The organism is Vibrio gigantis (genome assembly GCF_024347515.1).
Lineage (GTDB): Bacteria > Pseudomonadota > Gammaproteobacteria > Enterobacterales > Vibrionaceae > Vibrio > Vibrio gigantis.
In genome coordinates, this window is record NZ_AP025492.1 from 2,964,778 (window position 1) to 2,982,262 (window position 17,485).

General features: G+C 45.0%; 15 protein-coding genes. 9 read left to right on the plus strand and 6 right to left on the minus strand.

The window, feature by feature from the left end:
* Window positions 1–28: 28 nt before the first annotated feature.
* The gene (mrcB, locus tag OCV56_RS13085; RefSeq protein WP_086711949.1) at window positions 29–2,428 is read right to left on the minus strand and encodes a penicillin-binding protein 1B; all 2,400 of its coding nucleotides are present in this window, start codon (window positions 2,426–2,428) and stop codon (window positions 29–31) included.
* On the minus strand, window positions 2,425–4,863 hold the full coding sequence (hrpB, locus tag OCV56_RS13090; RefSeq protein WP_228761230.1) for an ATP-dependent helicase HrpB: 2,439 nt from the start codon (window positions 4,861–4,863) through the stop codon (window positions 2,425–2,427). Before hrpB ends, mrcB begins: the two co-directional genes overlap by 4 nt.
* Window positions 4,864–4,957: 94 nt before the next feature.
* Here hrpB and sfsA point away from each other — a divergent pair, with 94 nt between their 5' ends.
* The 7 genes from sfsA (at window position 4,958) to panC (ending at window position 11,095) form a co-directional block, all read left to right on the plus strand.
* Complete coding sequence (gene sfsA / locus OCV56_RS13095) at window positions 4,958–5,683, plus strand: DNA/RNA nuclease SfsA (protein WP_086711953.1); 726 nt, start codon at window positions 4,958–4,960, stop codon at window positions 5,681–5,683.
* 135 nt (window positions 5,684–5,818) lie between these two features.
* Entirely contained in the window at window positions 5,819–6,265 is a 447-nt protein-coding gene (gene dksA / locus OCV56_RS13100; RefSeq protein ID WP_004738189.1) for an RNA polymerase-binding protein DksA, read from the plus strand.
* A gap of 217 nt (window positions 6,266–6,482) precedes the next feature.
* On the plus strand, window positions 6,483–7,358 hold the full coding sequence (gene gluQRS / locus OCV56_RS13105; protein ID WP_086711955.1) for a tRNA glutamyl-Q(34) synthetase GluQRS: 876 nt from the start codon (window positions 6,483–6,485) through the stop codon (window positions 7,356–7,358).
* A gap of 183 nt (window positions 7,359–7,541) precedes the next feature.
* Entirely contained in the window at window positions 7,542–8,897 is a 1,356-nt protein-coding gene (gene pcnB / locus OCV56_RS13110) for a polynucleotide adenylyltransferase PcnB (RefSeq protein WP_086711956.1), read from the plus strand.
* Window positions 8,894–9,379, plus strand: coding sequence for a 2-amino-4-hydroxy-6-hydroxymethyldihydropteridine diphosphokinase (gene folK / locus OCV56_RS13115; protein WP_004735459.1), 486 nt, complete (start codon window positions 8,894–8,896; stop codon window positions 9,377–9,379). The genes pcnB and folK overlap by 4 nt, the downstream gene beginning before the upstream one ends.
* 22 nt (window positions 9,380–9,401) lie before the next feature.
* On the plus strand, window positions 9,402–10,196 hold the full coding sequence (gene panB, locus OCV56_RS13120) for a 3-methyl-2-oxobutanoate hydroxymethyltransferase (RefSeq protein WP_086711957.1): 795 nt from the start codon (window positions 9,402–9,404) through the stop codon (window positions 10,194–10,196).
* An 8-nt stretch (window positions 10,197–10,204) separates the two neighbouring features.
* Window positions 10,205–11,095: a pantoate--beta-alanine ligase gene (gene panC / locus OCV56_RS13125; protein WP_086711958.1), complete on the plus strand. Its 891-nt coding sequence runs from the start codon at window positions 10,205–10,207 to the stop codon at window positions 11,093–11,095.
* Window positions 11,096–11,181: 86 nt separating this feature from the next.
* Here panC and OCV56_RS13130 read toward each other — a convergent pair whose 3' ends face one another.
* The 3 genes from OCV56_RS13130 to OCV56_RS13140 form a co-directional block, all read right to left on the minus strand.
* Window positions 11,182–11,952: an ABC transporter permease gene (locus OCV56_RS13130; RefSeq protein WP_017633239.1), complete on the minus strand. Its 771-nt coding sequence runs from the start codon at window positions 11,950–11,952 to the stop codon at window positions 11,182–11,184.
* A gap of 1 nt (window position 11,953) precedes the next feature.
* Complete coding sequence (locus OCV56_RS13135) at window positions 11,954–12,871, minus strand: ABC transporter ATP-binding protein (RefSeq protein WP_086711959.1); 918 nt, start codon at window positions 12,869–12,871, stop codon at window positions 11,954–11,956.
* Window positions 12,872–13,192: 321 nt separating this feature from the next.
* Window positions 13,193–14,824 carry a SulP family inorganic anion transporter gene (locus OCV56_RS13140; RefSeq protein ID WP_190960481.1) on the minus strand — a complete coding sequence of 544 codons (1,632 nt, stop codon included), beginning with the start codon at window positions 14,822–14,824 and terminating at the stop codon, window positions 13,193–13,195.
* Between the two features lie 286 nt (window positions 14,825–15,110).
* On the opposite strand from OCV56_RS13140, the gene can reads away from it, so the two are divergent.
* On the plus strand, window positions 15,111–15,779 hold the full coding sequence (gene can / locus OCV56_RS13145) for a carbonate dehydratase (protein ID WP_086711961.1): 669 nt from the start codon (window positions 15,111–15,113) through the stop codon (window positions 15,777–15,779).
* Window positions 15,780–15,852: 73 nt separating this feature from the next.
* On the opposite strand, the gene hpt is transcribed toward can, so the two are convergent.
* Complete coding sequence (gene hpt / locus OCV56_RS13150; protein ID WP_086711962.1) at window positions 15,853–16,383, minus strand: hypoxanthine phosphoribosyltransferase; 531 nt, start codon at window positions 16,381–16,383, stop codon at window positions 15,853–15,855.
* A 337-nt stretch (window positions 16,384–16,720) separates the two neighbouring features.
* On the opposite strand from hpt, the gene OCV56_RS13155 reads away from it, so the two are divergent.
* Window positions 16,721–17,326, plus strand: coding sequence for a LuxR/HapR/OpaR family quorum-sensing transcriptional regulator (locus OCV56_RS13155; protein ID WP_086711963.1), 606 nt, complete (start codon window positions 16,721–16,723; stop codon window positions 17,324–17,326).
* Window positions 17,327–17,485 lie beyond the last annotated feature (159 nt).

A 17,485-nucleotide genomic window follows, 5' to 3' on the forward strand; every position in this document is an offset into this window, starting at 1 on the left:
ATCCTTGTCATTCTTTTCTGTTACGACTTTACCACTGAAAAAGCTTCTTTAGCCACTGTTTTGGTTGACTTTCACAGCTCTTTTTAATGTTTCCACTTTCGTCCCAGACCGGTAGTTTAACCACACCATCACAGTCAAATTCTAAAGCCCCTTGAGCGGTTCGAGTAAAACTTGCCGTCGCAATTCCATTAGGCCAAGGCAATATTAACTGCTCTGGTGTTCTCTGTTTCAGATAATCGGCATAAACACGTAACGCGCCACTGGAGCCCGTTAGTTTAGTTGGCTTATTATCATCACGCCCTAACCAGATGGTTGTTACTTCACGGCCATCAACACCCACAAACCAACTGTCTCGGCTGTCGTTACTGGTGCCTGTTTTACCGGCTAAACCAGCCCATGCAAACTGACCTTGTAGGAAGCGTCCCGTGCCTTCCGACACACCACGCTTCATCGCGTAGGTGGTTAGCCAAGCCGCTTGCTGGTCAACGCTCTGTGATACACGAGGAATCGACTGATACAGAACCTCACCATCATTATCAACAACCGAACGAAGCGCAGACAAAGGTGCGATACGGCCAGAGTTGGTAATGGTTTGGTACATCTGTGCCACCTGGAACGGAGTCAGTGAGAACGAACCCAAAAACATCGACGGCACTGGACGAATCTCATTCTTATCGACACCCAGTTTTCCAATCGTATCGGAGACGCTATCAATGCCTAACTGCATACCTAAGCGAACCGTAGGTACGTTATAAGACTTAGAAAGCGCCACATACAAGGGCACATCTCCACGGAACTTACGATCGAAATTTCTTGGGCTCCACACACTTCCTTTGCTGCCTTTCAAGCTTAATGGCGTATCCATCAATGTTGTTGCAAGTGTGTACTTATCAGGTTGTTCCAATGCGGTTAAGTAGATTGCAGGCTTAACTAAAGAACCAATAGGACGACTCGCGTTCAAGGCACGGTTAAAGCCATCGTAGCCAGTACGCTTACCACCAACCATAGCTCGAATTTCACCGGTATTTCTATCCACGGCGATAGCTGCAGCTTCCAGTTTGTTACCTGCGGTTTTAGATAAATCAGGTACCTTGCGAGCAATCGACTTCTCTAACTTGTTCTGGGAGACAGGATCCAGTGAGGTAAAGACTCGAATCCCTTTTTTTGCTTCAAATCGATCGCCTACATACTTCTTAAGCTCAATGTTTACTTGTTGGAAATAAGCAGGCTGACGACTAGCAATACGTGGGTTGTCTTGAATATCTAAATCACGACTCGCCGCTTCTTCGTATTGTCGCGGAGTTAATATGTCTTGCTGCATCAATAAGCGAAGAACCAGATCTCGTCGAGTCTTAGCACGCTCAGGATAACGGACAGGGTTGTAATACGAAGGTCCTTTCACCATACCCACCAGCAGTGCTAGCTGATCAATACGGAGCTCTTGAATCGGTTGACCAAAGTACAAGCGAGACGCCAAGCCGAAACCATGAATCGCTTGCCCACCATTTTGGCCAAGATAAACCTCGTTCAAATAAGCTTCTAAGATACGGTCTTTGCTGTAACGATGATCCAAGATAAGCGCAATGTAGGCCTCTCGAACTTTACGCCACAGTGTGCGTTCACTAGATAAGAACAGGTTTTTCGCGAGCTGCTGTGTCAGTGTACTACCACCTTGAACAGTACGTCCGGCCTTGACGTTAACCACCATCGCACGAGCAATCGCCAAAGGTGAAACCCCATCGTGTTGATAGAAGTTTCGGTCTTCAGTTGCCAATAAGGCATCAACCATTACTTCTGGGAATTGGTTACGTTTTAAAAATAGTCGTTGCTCATCGTTGCTTTTCTCAAGCATGCCCAGCATTTTCGGTTCAACACGCAAATAACCCATGTCGCCTTTTTTCTCTAGCGACTGGATTCGAGTTAATTCATTGCCATTGAAGTGCAACATCACATGGCGGTCAGCTTCCGGCCCATCGACAAACTCGAACGGACGGCGGATCATCTCAATCTTGGTTGAAGAAGAAGAGTACTCACCGGGATGACGAGGAGCGTTCACCTTACGGTAATTAAGTACATCCAGTTCGTTCTTAACCTGTGTCAAACTCACCGCAGTACCCGGAGAAAGGTCCAACACGCGAGCATAAACAACGGTAGGTAAATCAAACAATTGACCTTCAAAACGCTGCTTGACCACAGAATCAAGATAAATACCGACGAACAACAGCAATGCCGCGAGCGCTAAGCCGGCTTTCCAAGACATGCCCCACAGGATCTTCAACCAACCTCTTTTACCAGACTTCTTAGCCTTAGATCTGGACTTTTTCGCAGCCGCTCTTGGTTTCCTAGGTTTGGCTTTGGTCGCTGGTGACTTCTTTGCTGGCGCTTTTTTAGGTGGTGCCTTTTTTGGCGTTAACATTTTGGTCATCATCGATTCAACTGTCGTTTGGTTTTAGTGGTTGCTACATGGTTAGCAGGATCATCCGGCCAAGGGTGTTTTGGGTAACGGCCTTTCATCTCTTTTTGTACTTCTTTGTACGCGCCAGCCCAAAATCCGGCCAAATCCTGAGTAATTTGCAGTGGTCGTTGTGCGGGAGAGAGTAACTCAAGCACAACCTTTTTACGCCCTTGGGCTATCAATGGGGAATCTTGTTCACCAAAGACCTCTTGCATTCGCACTGAGATCACGGGTTCAGACTGGTATTGATAACGAATAGCTTTCTTACTCCCCGTAGGCATCAGATAGTGCGTTGGCAGCCATTGATCTATTTCTTGATTCAAAGGCCAACCAAGATAAGCAGACAATGCCTGTTCCATCGAAACACTAGCCAATCCTTTTGCTGACTTAATACCATTCAGATATGGTGATAGCCACTCATCAAGGTGCTCAACTAAGCTCGAGTCGTCCATTGCTGGCCAATCATGCTCCGGCATCCAAAGCTGAGCGCAACGTACGCGTTCAACGAGCTGCTTCGCGGCTGGCGTCCAATGTAAACGGTCCAGTCCACATCGAGCGATATAATTCAACAAGGCTTGGCTAATCTGATTAGCTCCCGGCTCAGGTAAAGCTTTGGTGCTGATAATCAGCTTACCCAGAGACAATCTCTGCTCAGCGACTAAACGGCCACGTTTCTCATCCCAATCGGCGTAATCTGAACGCACAAACAGTTTTGGGAATTCAGATTCTAGCTGCGCAATATCAACCGCAGTGGCTAAGAAAATCTGACTGGCACGTCCGGTGCTACGCATCAAATCAATCACTACGATATAGTCATTGTTCGCCAATGGGTCATCGTCACGAACCTCAACACCATGGCCATTCGCTAGCAGAAAAGCATTACTGCTAGCACTTCTCGCTTGAGCAATTCGGTCTGGGAATGCAAAGCAAAGCACCAATGGTAGCAATGATTCATCAAGTTGTGACAAATCTAAGTGATGATTCAGTTTGCTGGCGAGATTATTCACTCGCTGCATCACCACGTTATTTTTAGAATGCTTTCTTTGCTTAAGTCGGTGCAACGAATGCTGAATATCGGTGACGTTGCGTTCAGGCTCTTCAAGCAAAGCAGCGGCAACAACCGCGACATTCAATAAAGCAGGACTGCCTTGCTGCGCTTTAACTAACATACTAGCAATACGAGGTTCTAAACCTAAACGTTGAGCCTGTTTTCCTAACGCCGTAAATTGGCCATTGCTGTCTAATAGCTCAATGCTTTGCAGCAGTTGCTTTGCTTGCTCCACTGAAGCTTGTGGCGGAATGTCTAGCCATTGCAACTCGTCTGCACTTGCAGCGCCCCATTGCGTTAACTCAGCCACCAGCGAAGAGAGATCTGAATGTAGAATTTCAGGGTCCGGTACAGCGGGTTGCTGCATTAACTGCGTTTCGCTGTACAAGCGCACACATAGGCCTTCTTCAATTCGCCCTGCACGACCCGCTCGTTGTTCAGCTGAAGACTGCGAGATTTTCACTTGCTCAAGCTTAGTAATGCCTGTTTTCAGATCGAACTTTGCAACACGTTCAAGCCCGGAATCTACAACTAATCGAATACCTTCAATCGTCAAAGAAGTCTCAGCTATATTGGTGGCCAACACCACTTTTCGACGCCCTTTCTCAGACGGTGCTATTGCTTTCTGCTGTTGAGGAAAACTGAGTTGCCCATACAGAGGGCACACATCAATATCACCAGCAAGCTGTTCAAGCTGAGATTCGACCTGCTTAATCGCAGAAACGCCCGGCAAAAAGGCGAGAAGTGAGCCTGATTCTTTCTCCATCAAAGCGCGAATCACGTTGGCCATTTTAGGGGCTAGATATTCATTGGCGTTAAGAGGCTGATAACGGAAATCGACCGGAAAGGAGCGGCCTTGTGATTCAACGAATTTGGCATTCGGTAGCAAAGTTTGTAGAGCGTGTTGATCTAAAGTTGCCGACATCACAACCACTTTGAGATCGTCACGCAATGCCTCTTGGATCTCCAAACTAAAAGCCAATGCGGTATCTGCATGAATGCTGCGCTCGTGAAATTCATCAAAGATCACCATATCAACCCCAGTCAATTCAGGGTCGGTTTGGATCATTCTCGTCATGATCCCCTCGGTAACGATTTCCAAGCGAGTTGCACTGCTGGTTTTAGATTCACCACGAACTCTAAAACCGACGCTCTCCCCCACCTTCTCCCCCAATTGGCTTGCTAAGTAAGTGGCAATATTTCTTGCAGCCAAACGCCTTGGCTCAAGCATGATGATTTTGCCTTGAACGGCATTGGTCTTAACTAACTGTAAAGGGAAGAATGTTGACTTACCCGCACCGGGAGCGGCCTTTAGAATAAGTTGAGTGTGTGTTTCTACGCCAGCGAGCAGATCTGGCATCACAGCTTCTATGGGCAGTTGTGGCAATGGGAGAACCTTGTGGTGTAATGTTGGCAACATTGTACATAAAAACCTACCTGTCTAAATAAGTAATATGCACTTCAATCCTCCATTAGAGTCAGCGACTCTTATTAAGCGCTATAAACGTTTTCTCACCGACATCCAACTTCCAGACGGCAGTGAGCGTACTATTCACTGTGCAAATACTGGAGCGATGACAGGATGTGCGACTCCTGGCAATACGGTGTGGTACTCAACCTCAGATAATGCAAAAAGAAAATACCCAAACAGCTGGGAGATCTCAGAAACAGATAAAGGTCATCGTATTTGTGTAAATACTGCGCGGGCAAACCAGCTAGCGGTGGAAGCAATTGAAAATAAGACTATAGTTGAACTCTTAGGTTATAACGCGTTACGAACCGAAGTGAAGTATGGTAGCGAGAATAGTCGAATTGACATTCTGCTTGAAGATAACGAAAAGCCGCCTTGCTATATCGAAGTAAAAAGCGTCACCTTACTCGATGAACAAGAGACCTCAACCAAAGGGCAAGGTTTTTTCCCTGATGCGGTCACCACCAGAGGCCAAAAACATCTGCGTGAACTCACAGAAATGGTCGAATCTGGAAATAGAGCCGTACTTTTATTCACTGTTTTACATTCAGGTATTGAAAAAGTGTCTGCGGCACACCATATAGACGCCAAATATTCGTTATTACTAAAACAAGCACAAGACGCTGGAGTTGAAGTGCTTTGCTACAAAGCAGAGCTCAGCAGTACTCAAATACAACTAAAACAAGCTGTTGAATTTATCAATAGCTAAGCAAAGATGTTGAACCAATCACATTGATTGCAAGTTTGAATAAGAGTATTTGCCACCATTCGTTCTTTCTGCTATAGATACCCGCCTTAAAATTAGCTGCTTTGCAGTTGACTAGGTGTAAATAGGAGATGCTGTATGCCAGAATCTAAGAAAAAAGCGCTAGGCATCCTAGCCATCGCAGGTGTTGAACCGTACCAAGAAAAGCCAGGTGAAGAATACATGTCACCTGAGCAAACGGAACATTTTACAAAAATTTTAGCAGCTTGGCGCAACCAGCTCAGGGAAGAAGTTGATCGTACTGTACACCACATGCAGGACGAAGCAGCGAATTTTCCAGACCCAGTTGACCGTGCTTCTCAAGAAGAAGAATTCAGCCTAGAGTTACGTAACCGTGACCGTGAGCGTCGTCTTATCAAAAAAATTGAGAAGACGTTAGACAAGATTGAAGAAGACGATTTCGGCTTCTGTGATTCTTGCGGTATCGAGATTGGCATTCGTCGCCTTGAAGCTCGTCCAACTGCTGATCTTTGTATTGACTGTAAAACACTTGCAGAGATCAAAGAGAAACAGATGCAAGGTTAATTCTTGCAAATGTAAAGAAAGGGAGCCTTGGCTCCCTTTTTTGTTTGTTATCCAAGCGAAGTATTTCACACGCTTGATAGTAAATAGCAGCTTTAAGCCTTAATTCTATGCATTAAATCTTGGTTATAGATCAAAGCTTAGTTCTACGCATTAAAGCTCTTGTTAAACGTCTTAAGAATCGGCTACTGCGGTACCATTTAGATTAGGTTGTTCACTCATGAATTATATCGGGCGCTTTGCACCATCACCGTCAGGTCCTCTTCATTTTGGCTCACTTGTTGCTGCTCTTGGTAGCTACTTTCAAGCAAAGTCTAACCAAGGAAAATGGTTAGTTCGTATGGAAGACCTAGATCCACCAAGAGAAATGGCCGGCGCTGCAGACCTGATTCTTAAGACGCTTGAGGCTTACCACCTATTTTGGGATGGTGAAGTCGTCTATCAAAGCCAACGTCATGGCTTGTATCAAGATCAAATCGATCAATGGGTCGCTGACCATCAAGCCTACTACTGCCAATGCACCCGCAAGCAAATAAAGTCTTTGGGTGGCTTTTACAATGGTCACTGTCGAGATGTAGGTTTGGTTGATTCAGGCGAGCAGTCGGTGCGCTTACGCATGGACTTTCCAGTAGAGTCCTTTAATGATGTTCGCCACAGCACGATTCAAATCCCTAAAGCGTTGGCTAAAGAAGACTTTATTATTAAACGCAGAGATGGATTGTTTGCCTATAACTTGGCCGTCGTCCTTGATGACATCGAACAAGGGGTAACAGAAGTCGTAAGAGGCGCAGACCTGATAGAACCAACAGGTCGACAAATCAGTTTATATAAAACGCTCAAGCAAAAAACCGTGAGTTACTTACACTTGCCATTGGCAACCGATGGCTTGGGGAATAAACTGTCAAAACAGAACCATGCCACCGCAATCGATCTCGACAACCCAAAACCAACGTTACTCAACGCTATGCGATTCTTAGGTTTTGACATCCCGATGGCCCTTTGTGAGGCTTCAATGGATGAGATTTTATTGTGGGGCTGCCAGCAATGGAACATCAGTCAGTTACCTGATAGTTTACAAAAAGAGCACTGTAATTAGCTCGAAACTCGCGGCAAATAGCAAAAACGACACATAAAAATGCCATAACCAACCACAGTGGTTAAGCAGACGATGTTCTCAAATGGCTCGCGCTAAGCTATTATTAGCCGCAATTAAACTCTGCACTACCACTTTGGACTAAGAGAAAAACAAAGTTGGCGATACCAACTTTGTTCTAAACTAATGAATACAAACGACAATACCCCAAGCGAACAACGCGGATTCCACGAATTAGCTCTGAATATTTATACTCGTCAAGAGCACAATATTTCACGCAAGCAGATCAGCGACAACGCACTAAAAGTGCTATATCGCCTGAATGGTGCGGGTTTTGACGCATTTCTAGTTGGTGGTGGTGTGCGCGATATCTTATTAGGCTCTCAGCCAAAAGATTTTGATATTGCGACCAACGCAACGCCAGAGCAAATCAAACACCTTTTCAGAAACTGTCGCCTTATCGGTCGCCGTTTCCGCTTGGCACATATCATGTTTGGTCGTGACATCATTGAAGTAGCTACTTTCCGTGGTCACCACCAAGAACCGTCGAAAAACGTATCTGCACAATCGAAAGAAGGCATGCTACTACGCGATAACGTGTACGGCAGTGTTGATGAAGATGCAGAACGTCGTGATTTCACAATCAACGCGATGTACTACAACATTGCTGACTACAGCATCCACGATTACGCGGGTGGTGTTGAAGATTTAGAAGATAAGCTGATCCGTCTAATTGGTGACCCAGAAACGCGTTACCGCGAAGACCCAGTACGCATGCTACGTGCAATGCGCTTCGCCGCTAAACTAGATTTCGACATTGAAGAAGACACCGCTGACCCGATTGAAGAGTTAGCTCACCTTCTAAGAGATATCCCAGCAGCGCGCCTTTATGAAGAATCTCTGAAATTACTGCAATCGGGTCACGGTTTAGAAACCTACCATCTGATGCGCGAGTACAACCTGTTCCAACAGATGTTCCCAGCAGTAGCGGAACACTTCACAGAAGATTACGACTCTCACACAGAGCAGATGCTTGATTTAGTTCTCGACTCAACCGACCTTCGTATCGAAGATGGTAAACGAGTCAATCCAGCATTCATGTTTGCAGCAATGCTTTGGTACCCGATGAACAAGCTGGCAGACAAACTTGTCGCTGAACAGGGTATGGCACACTACGATGCGATCATGGAAGCAAGTAACATCATTCTTGATCAGCAAGTAAAGTCTATTGCTATTCCTCGTCGTCACACCGCAACCATTCGCGAAGTTTGGCAACTGCAACTTCGACTGCCTCGCCGTAACGGTAAACGCGCCGTTCGCCTAATGGAGCTCAACAAGTTCCGTGCAGGCTACGATTTCCTAGAAATGCGAGGGGAGATTGAAGGTGGCGAAACCAAAGAATTAGCCAAATGGTGGGAGCGTTATCAGACTGCAGGGCGCAACATGCGTCAAGCGATGGCTAACGATGTTGCAGCACCATCAAAGTCAGGCCATCGTCGCCGTAAGACTTACCGAAACAAAAAGAGTAAGCCATCAGAATGATAACTGCTTACATTGCGGTCGGCAGCAACCTTGCCGACCCAGTTAGCCAAGCAAATTTGGCTATCGAAACGCTAAAAAGCCTACCGCGATCAACGTTTATTGCGACCTCTCAGCTATATAGTAGCACTCCAATGGGGCCACAAAATCAACCAGACTACATCAATGCGGTAGTTGCTATCCAAACCGAATTAACGCCAATTGAACTGCTTGATTGCACTCAAAAGATCGAGCTAGAGCAAGGGCGCGTCCGTAAAGACGAACGTTGGGGACCAAGAACCTTGGACCTCGATATTGTGTTATACGGCAATGAGGTGATCGATTCAGAGCGCTTAATCGTTCCTCATTATGGAATGAAAGAACGAGAGTTTGTACTCTACCCGCTTGCTGAAATCGCACCAAGTTTACAACTCCCTGATGGGACTGAGCTGACAGAACTACTGAAAATTGTAGATAAAAACGGGCTCAATGTTTGGCAACAATAGCCAGGCGCATTAAGGAAAACCAATGAAAAAAGTAACCATTAACGACCTGATCAAGTGTAAACGCGAAGGCCGTAAATTCGCGACGTCAACGGCTTACGATGCGAGCTTTGCTCAATTATTCGAAAGCCAAGAGATGCCTGTACTGCTTGTCGGTGATTCACTGGGTATGGTTCTACAAGGCCATAACGACACATTACCAGTAAGCGTTGAAGACATTGCCTACCACACTCGCTCTGTACGTGCTGGTAGCCCTAATTGTCTTCTTATGGCTGACATGCCTTTCATGAGCTACGCGACGCCTGAGCAAGCTTGTGAGAACGCAGCTACTTTGATGCGTGCTGGTGCGAACATGGTAAAAATCGAAGGCGAAGGCTGGTTGGTTGATACCGTGAGGATGCTAACAGAACGTGCAGTACCAGTATGTGCCCACTTAGGTTTAACGCCTCAGTCTGTGAACATTTTTGGTGGTTACAAAGTTCAAGGCCGTGACGATGAACAAGCCGATAAAATGGTTGCTGACGCGCTAGCACTACAAAATGCAGGCGCTCAAATCGTTCTACTTGAATGTGTGCCAGCTTCATTGGCAAAACGAATTACAGAAGCTTGTGATGTACCTGTTATCGGCATCGGCGCTGGTAATGTTACCGATGGTCAGATCTTGGTTATGCATGACATGTTCGGTATTTCTGCGAACTACATGCCGAAATTCTCTAAGAATTTCCTAGCAGAAACAGGTGATATGCGTAAGGCAGTAGCTCTATACAAAGAAGAAGTAGAGAGCGCGCGATTCCCTGATGAAGCTCATACAATCGCTTAGGAGTAAGTATGCAAACTTTTGCTGAAATAGCGGCTCTTCGTGAGCAGATTAAACAGTTTAAGCGTGATGGACGTACGGTTGCTTTTGTACCGACAATGGGAAACCTGCATGAAGGCCACCTGACTCTGGTAAAGAAAGCTCGTGAACTGGCAGACATCGTAGTGGTAAGCATCTTTGTAAACCCAATGCAGTTTGACCGTGCCGACGACCTAAACAACTACCCTCGTACGTTAGAGGCTGATTTAAGCAAACTAACAGGCGAAGGTGTTGAACTGGTATTTACACCAACACCAGAGGTTATGTACCCAGATGGATTAGACAAACAGACGTTTGTTGAGGTCCCTGGTGTATCTCACATGCTTGAAGGTGCATCTCGTCCAGGTCACTTCCGCGGTGTATCAACAATTGTCACTAAACTGTTTAATATCGTTCAGCCAGACTTTGCATGCTTCGGTGAGAAAGATTTCCAGCAGCTTGCTGTTATTCGCCAGATGACAACTGACTTAGCGTTAGACATTGAAGTAGTGGGCGTTGCTACCGTTCGTGAAATGGATGGTTTGGCAATGAGCTCCCGCAATAGCAATCTAACCATTGATGAGCGTCAACGTGCTCCCGTTCTAGCACGCACCATGCGTTGGATCAGCAGTGCAATTCGCGGTGGACGTGATGACTACGCATCAGTAATTGAAGATGCGACAGACCAACTTCGTGCAGCAGACCTGCAACCAGATGAGATCTTCATTTGCGATGCTAAGACTCTGCAAGCGATCACTTCAGAATCCACTCAGGCTGTGATTCTTATGTCGGCTTTCCTAGGTAAGACTCGTCTTATCGATAACCAAGTTCTCGATTTGGTAACGGAAACGAAAGAAGAAGTGAAAGAAGAAACAGCGGAATAATCGGCAAACTTCTTAAACGCAAAATACAAAAAAGGTCGATGTAATATCGACCTTTTTCTTTGTCTGTTATTCAGGGTAACTAAGCGTTAGCTGCGTAAGCCGATACCCTTTGTCACCAAGTAATGTGCAATACCATACAGCACCACAATAAACACACCTAACACGCCAAATGACGTCACGATACCCACATCAGACACCCCCAAGAAACCATACCTAAACGCGTTTACCATGTACACGATAGGGTTCAGCTTCGATATACCTTGCCAAAACTCAGGCAATAGACTGATCGAGTAGAACACACCACCAAGATAAGTCAGTGGCGTTAAGATAAAGGTAGGAATAATCGAGATGTCATCAAACGTGCGAGCAAACACCGCGTTAATCAGACCACCCAGTGAGAATACGACTGAAGTTAGGAATACCGTCGCAATGATCACGCCCCAATGATCGACTTGTAAGTCAACAAAGAACAGTGATACGAAGGTTACAATCGTACCCACTAATAAACCGCGAACCACACCACCCATCACGAAACCGGCGATAATCACGTAGTTAGGCACCGGTGCTACAAGCAGCTCTTCAATGTTCTTTTGGAATTTAGCACTAAAGAACGATGACGCAACGTTCGAATAAGAGTTAGTGATCACCGACATCATGATCAGTCCAGGAACAATATATTCCATGTAGCTAAAACCGTTCATTTCACCAATACGCGCACCAATAAGGTTACCGAAGATGATGAAGTAAAGTGTCATGGTAATTGCTGGCGGTACCAGAGTTTGCACCCAGATACGCGTGAAGCGATTGATCTCTTTGGTCAACAAACTGCAGAAAGCTGTCCAATATAGGCTGTACATATTATTTACTCCCCTCACGCACGATACTCACAAATAGCTCTTCTAGACGGTTTGCTTTGTTACGCATAGAGAGGACTTTCACCTGTTGATCGCTCAACTGAGTAAAGATGGTATTCAAGCCGAGGTTCTTGTCGATTTCAATTTCTAGCGAGCCATTGACCATCACTTGGCTATTCACGCCTTCTAGCTTAGGTTCAATCGCACCCTCTTCAAGATCCAGAATAAAGGTCTCAGCACTCAACTTACCTAGCAGTGCTTTCATGGTTGTGTTCTCAATCAGCTCACCACGATTGATGATACCGATATTGCGACACAGCATTTCAGCTTCTTCTAGGTAGTGCGTGGTCAAGATAATGGTAATGCCCTGCTTTTCATTGATCTCTTTGAGGAATTCCCACATCGAGCGGCGCAGTTCAATATCAACACCAGCCGTAGGTTCATCAAGGATTAACAGCTGAGGCTCATGCATCAGCGCACGTGCGATCATTAAGCGGCGTTTCATACCACCAGACAAGTTACGCGCACGTTCGCCACGTTTTTCCCACAAGTCGAGTTGAGATAGGTACTTTTTCGCTCGCTCTTTTGCTAGTGCTTTTGGCACGCCGTAATAACCTGCTTGTTGCAGCACGATCTGTTCAACGGTTTCGAAGGGGTTAAAGTTAAACTCTTGAGGCACTAGACCTAAGTTTTGTTTCGCCAACTCCAAATCAGTATCAATGTCGTAACCGAACACTTTAACCTTGCCGGAAGTTTTATTTACCAGTGAAGAGATAACACCAATAGTGGTGGACTTACCCGCACCATTTGGGCCAAGTAGTGCGTAAAAATCGCCTTTTTCTACTTGTAAACTAACGCCCTTAAGAGCCTCGAAGCCCCCAGCATAAGTTTTTCTTAATTGCTCAATTTCTAATGCATACATAGAGATAGACTGCCATTTGCTATAGATAAGATGTTGACGACCGAGCTTGAGGAAGAGAGTAATGCTTAAAACGAGCTAGCAGAAAACTAACCCAAACTTGTTTACTCGGCCATTTTGCAAACAAGTCTATCGTTGATTAACGATGAATACAAATATCGCGTGAGAGTTTCTTTCGAAAACAAATAAGAATATTGGGTACGTGAAGACCAAATCAGCGTTCAATAAATATAAAATGCCGCTAAGTCATTCACTTATCGGCATTTTATATCCTTCTTGAATTGAGCGTCTATGGCCCGTTCATGTCAGCTTATTACTGAATAATTAAACTGACTCAAACTGATGTTCATCTCTATCGACATAGCTTGTTGCAGCTGTCAGCGCTTCATAACGGAAGCGATATGTGTTCGATTCCGGTACTAGATCAATCACATGGAACTTCTCTAGCTGCTGACGAGTATTCTCATTAGGACACAATAGATACACCTCACACTGCGCATCCAAAGCATCTTTAATCGCATTTTCTAGGGCTAGGCCAACAGTGACATCAATCATAGGGACATCTGTCAGATCTAGAATCATCGCTTCATAGTCAGCAATACTTGAGTGCTGACGTGAGATCGCCTTTGAAACACTGAATATCATTGGCCCTGAAAGATAGAAGAACAGCACCTTACCATTCGCACTGTCGAGTAACTGACGTTCACTATCGGTCAGTGGGATATCGTCTTCATCGTCCCCATCACTGATGGCCTTAACTTGTCTGGCTTGTTCTCGGCTCAATCTTTCGATAATCAGAATATTCGAGATAAATACCCCCAATCCGACGGCAATAATTAAGTCAACGAATACAGTCAGCAACATCACGCCGTACATCACGCCCATGCCGGCATAGCTAACCTTGTGCGCGCGCTGGATAAAACTCCAATCAAGAATGTTGAAACCAACATACATCGCGATACCAGCCAGCACAGCCATAGGAATCGGTTCTGTTAAGCCACCTGCAACCAATACCACCAGCGCAAGCACTAAAGCTCGAATAACACCAGAAAGCGGAGAACGAGCTCCCACCTGGATATTGGTTACGGTACCCATGGTTGCACCTGCGCCAGGTAGTGCACCAAAAAGACCAGAGATCATATTCGCAATGCCTTGGCCACGAAGCTCTTTGTCTGAATCATGCTCTTTACGCGTCAGTGAATCACCGATAACCGCGGTCAGAAGCGTATCAATACAGCCAAGAGTACCCAGTACCAAGGCATCAATAACCATGGTGGTGAATTGCTCAGCGCTGATCGTAGGAATAACGAGAGAAGGCAAACCAGCAGGAATTTCACCAATACGGCGAATAGAGTCAGTATCGAAGATAATAACGGACAACAGGGTGACGGCCACTAACGCGACCAGTTGCGCGGGCACATACTTACGATATTTAGCTGGAAAACCGAAAAGAATACCGAGCGTCAATGCCCCTAAAAACAGTTCGCTCACTTTTAAGTTTGCTAGCGTATCAGGTAATGCAGAGAGCGTGCCCATCACACCACCGGAAGGTGCGGCGTGTCCTAATAAAGGAGACAACTGCAGAATAATTAGAATAACGCCGATGCCCGACATAAATCCGGAGATCACGCTATATGGCATCAAAGTAACGTATTTTCCGAGCTTTAATGTTCCGAGTAATATCTGGAAAGCGCCTGCCATCATTACGACGGTAAAGGTCATTGCCATTCCGGTTTCAGGATATTTAGCAACCATACTCGTCATTACGGCTGTCATGATCACCGTCATAGGGCCGGTAGGTTCAGAAATCAAACTACTCGAACCGCCAAACAATGCTGCAAATAGGCCAACCATGATGGCACCCCATAAGCCAGCTTCAGCACCTGCGCCAGAAGCAACACCAAATGCCAACGCTAAAGGTAACGAGATGATGGCTGTAGTAACACCACCAAACATATCCCCTTTGAGATTGATATCCGTAAAACGACTTCCAAACAAAACACACCTTCCTGATGATGAAATGACAAACCTTATCACTTTAACAAATGGATCAAGTGTTCAGAAAGTGTTAATTCAATCACATTATTCATGTCTTATAACCGGATCATAGCTTCTCCGCTAAGTTAATGATTTTAACGACTAGTACACGTCAGATGAGTACTATTTGACACAGTTTTTACGAGATTGAATTTGTAACATTGTGTATAGTTGAGATTCTTAATTAAGGGATGTAAGACGCAAAATGCCAGAGATTAAACAGCTTTTTGAAAACAACTCTAAATGGTCTGAAGAAATTCGTTCAGAGCGACCAGAGTATTTTACAACGCTTGAAGAGGGTCAAAGCCCTGGTTTTCTATGGATTGGCTGCTCAGATAGCCGTGTTCCGGCCGAGCGCCTGACTGGTTTGTATTCTGGCGAACTATTTGTTCACCGAAATGTGGCGAACCAAGTTGTTCATACCGACCTAAACTGCCTCTCAGTGGTACAGTACGCCGTCGATGTACTCAAAGTTAAACACATCATTGTCTGCGGTCACTACGGTTGTGGTGGTGTTAATGCGGCGATTGATAACCCTAAACTTGGCCTTATCAACAACTGGCTGCTTCACATCCGTGACAATTACCTAAAATATCGTAAACAGATCGAGGGACTTCCTCGTGAACAATGGGGTGACAAACTGTGCGAAATTAACGTCGCAGAGCAAGTTTATAACCTAGGTAACTCAACCATTATGCAAAACGCATGGGAGAGAGGCCAAGAGGTTGAAATCCACGGTGTAGTTTACGGCATTGGCGATGGCAAGTTGCAAGACCTTGGCGTACGTTGCTCAAGCAACGATACCCTAGAGAACAGCCATTTAGAGGCATTGAATAAAATCTTAACAACGCCTCTTCTTAGCCAACAAGGCTAACCATTACGCAATAAATACAAAAAGCCCGCATCAAGCGGGCTTTTTAATAACTTCTGATCGGCAAGCGTTATGATTACTCTTGAGGTACAACTTTACCAATGTACGGTAGATGACGATATTTTTGTGCGTAGTCGATACCAACACCAACAACAAACTCGTCAGGAATTTCAAAACCAATCCATTTTGTATCTACAGCCACTTCACGGCGAGAAGGCTTGTCTAGTAACGTACAAATTTCGATAGACTTAGGACCACGTAGGCTCAAAATCTCTTTCACTTTAGTCAGTGTGTTACCGGTGTCGATAATGTCTTCTACAAGTAGAACGTCTTTACCTTGGATATCATCATCAAGATCTTTCAAAATACGAACATCACGTGAGCTTTCCATGCCGTTGCCGTAGCTAGACGCGGTCATGAAATCAACTTGGTGAGTTAAATCGATAGCACGAGCAAGATCCGCCATAAAGACAAAAGATCCACGTAATAAGCCAACTAAAACGAGATCTTCACTGCCTTTGTAGTGCTCCGTGATCTGTTTACCTAGTTCGTTCACTCGATCCTGAACTTCTTGCTCAGAGATCATGACTTCAACTGTATGCTTCATACTGCTCTCATTTTATTTGGTGATTGCGACAAGTGTAGACAGTTTTGCCATCGGCGCCGCTCAATTTGTGCGTAAGTCTAGCACTGCTCAAATACCCACACCACCTTATGGTTCAAATTTACTGTCAGATTATCAACGATAATGTGCGTTGGTGCCTAGTCCGATACTCTCTTCCTTTCACATCAATACTGATCACGCTTTATGTATCAAGTTTGATGTAACTGTCTATTAAATAAGCTCAAAGGATTGACCATTTACATATGCACCATTACACTCATCTTGGCTTAAATAATAATAAAATCATTAATATAAAAAATTCGTTGGCAAGGAAAACAAAATGGACTCAATCTCTAAGAGACCTAGAACTAGGCTTTCACCTCTAAAAAGAAAACTTCAATTGATGGAAATCGCACTTGAAGTATTCTCTCGCCGTGGCATTGGCCGTGGCGGACACGCTGATATTGCAGACATCGCTCAGGTGTCAGTAGCAACCGTATTTAACTACTTCCCTACTCGTGAAGATCTGGTTGATGAAGTACTGAATCACGTTGTACGCCAATTCTCTAACTTCCTTTCAGACAATATCGATCTGGATATTCACGCAAAACAAAACCTACATAATATTGCGACTGAAATGGTGACGTTAGTGGCTCAAGATAGCCATTGGTTAAATGTATGGTTCGAATGGAGCGCTTCGACTCGTGATGAAGTATGGCCGCTGTTCGTAACAACTAACCGAACTAACCAAATGTTAGTACAAAACATGTTTAGTAAAGCGATTGAGCGCGGCGAAGTTTGCGACGATCACGATCCTAAACATCTAGCAAACCTATTCCACGGCATCTGCTACTCGCTATTTATCCAAGCGAAACGTGTCGATACCAATGAAGAGCTGTCTAAACTTACTGACAGCTACTTAAACATGTTGTGTATCTATAAGTAGATTCGAGATTCGAGATTCGAGATTCGAGAAGAAGTATGAAGGGTTGGCCTAATGGGTCAGCCCTTTTTATTTTTATATACTCACTCTTCGTATCTCGGAGCGAAGCGTACTCGCATCTCGAAGTGAAACGTTACTGCTTTACTTCAGGCATAAAAAAGC

Excerpts from the sequence above, each read along its gene's own strand:
- mrcB (WP_086711949.1), bottom strand. The coding sequence starts at position 2,428 with ATGATGACCAAAATGTTAACGCCAAAAAAGGCACCACCTAAAAAAGCG.
- hrpB (WP_228761230.1), bottom strand. The coding sequence starts at position 4,863 with ATGCCAGATCTGCTCGCTGGCGTAGAAACACACACTCAACTTATTCTA.
- sfsA (WP_086711953.1), top strand. The coding sequence starts at position 4,958 with ATGCACTTCAATCCTCCATTAGAGTCAGCGACTCTTATTAAGCGCTAT.
- dksA (WP_004738189.1), top strand. The coding sequence starts at position 5,819 with ATGCCAGAATCTAAGAAAAAAGCGCTAGGCATCCTAGCCATCGCAGGT.
- gluQRS (WP_086711955.1), top strand. The coding sequence starts at position 6,483 with ATGAATTATATCGGGCGCTTTGCACCATCACCGTCAGGTCCTCTTCAT.
- pcnB (WP_086711956.1), top strand. The coding sequence starts at position 7,542 with ATGAATACAAACGACAATACCCCAAGCGAACAACGCGGATTCCACGAA.
- folK (WP_004735459.1), top strand. The coding sequence starts at position 8,894 with ATGATAACTGCTTACATTGCGGTCGGCAGCAACCTTGCCGACCCAGTT.
- panB (WP_086711957.1), top strand. The coding sequence starts at position 9,402 with ATGAAAAAAGTAACCATTAACGACCTGATCAAGTGTAAACGCGAAGGC.
- panC (WP_086711958.1), top strand. The coding sequence starts at position 10,205 with ATGCAAACTTTTGCTGAAATAGCGGCTCTTCGTGAGCAGATTAAACAG.
- OCV56_RS13130 (WP_017633239.1), bottom strand. The coding sequence starts at position 11,952 with ATGTACAGCCTATATTGGACAGCTTTCTGCAGTTTGTTGACCAAAGAG.
- OCV56_RS13135 (WP_086711959.1), bottom strand. The coding sequence starts at position 12,871 with ATGTATGCATTAGAAATTGAGCAATTAAGAAAAACTTATGCTGGGGGC.
- OCV56_RS13140 (WP_190960481.1), bottom strand. The coding sequence starts at position 14,824 with ATGTTTGGTGGTGTTACTACAGCCATCATCTCGTTACCTTTAGCGTTG.
- can (WP_086711961.1), top strand. The coding sequence starts at position 15,111 with ATGCCAGAGATTAAACAGCTTTTTGAAAACAACTCTAAATGGTCTGAA.
- hpt (WP_086711962.1), bottom strand. The coding sequence starts at position 16,383 with ATGAAGCATACAGTTGAAGTCATGATCTCTGAGCAAGAAGTTCAGGAT.
- OCV56_RS13155 (WP_086711963.1), top strand. The coding sequence starts at position 16,721 with ATGGACTCAATCTCTAAGAGACCTAGAACTAGGCTTTCACCTCTAAAA.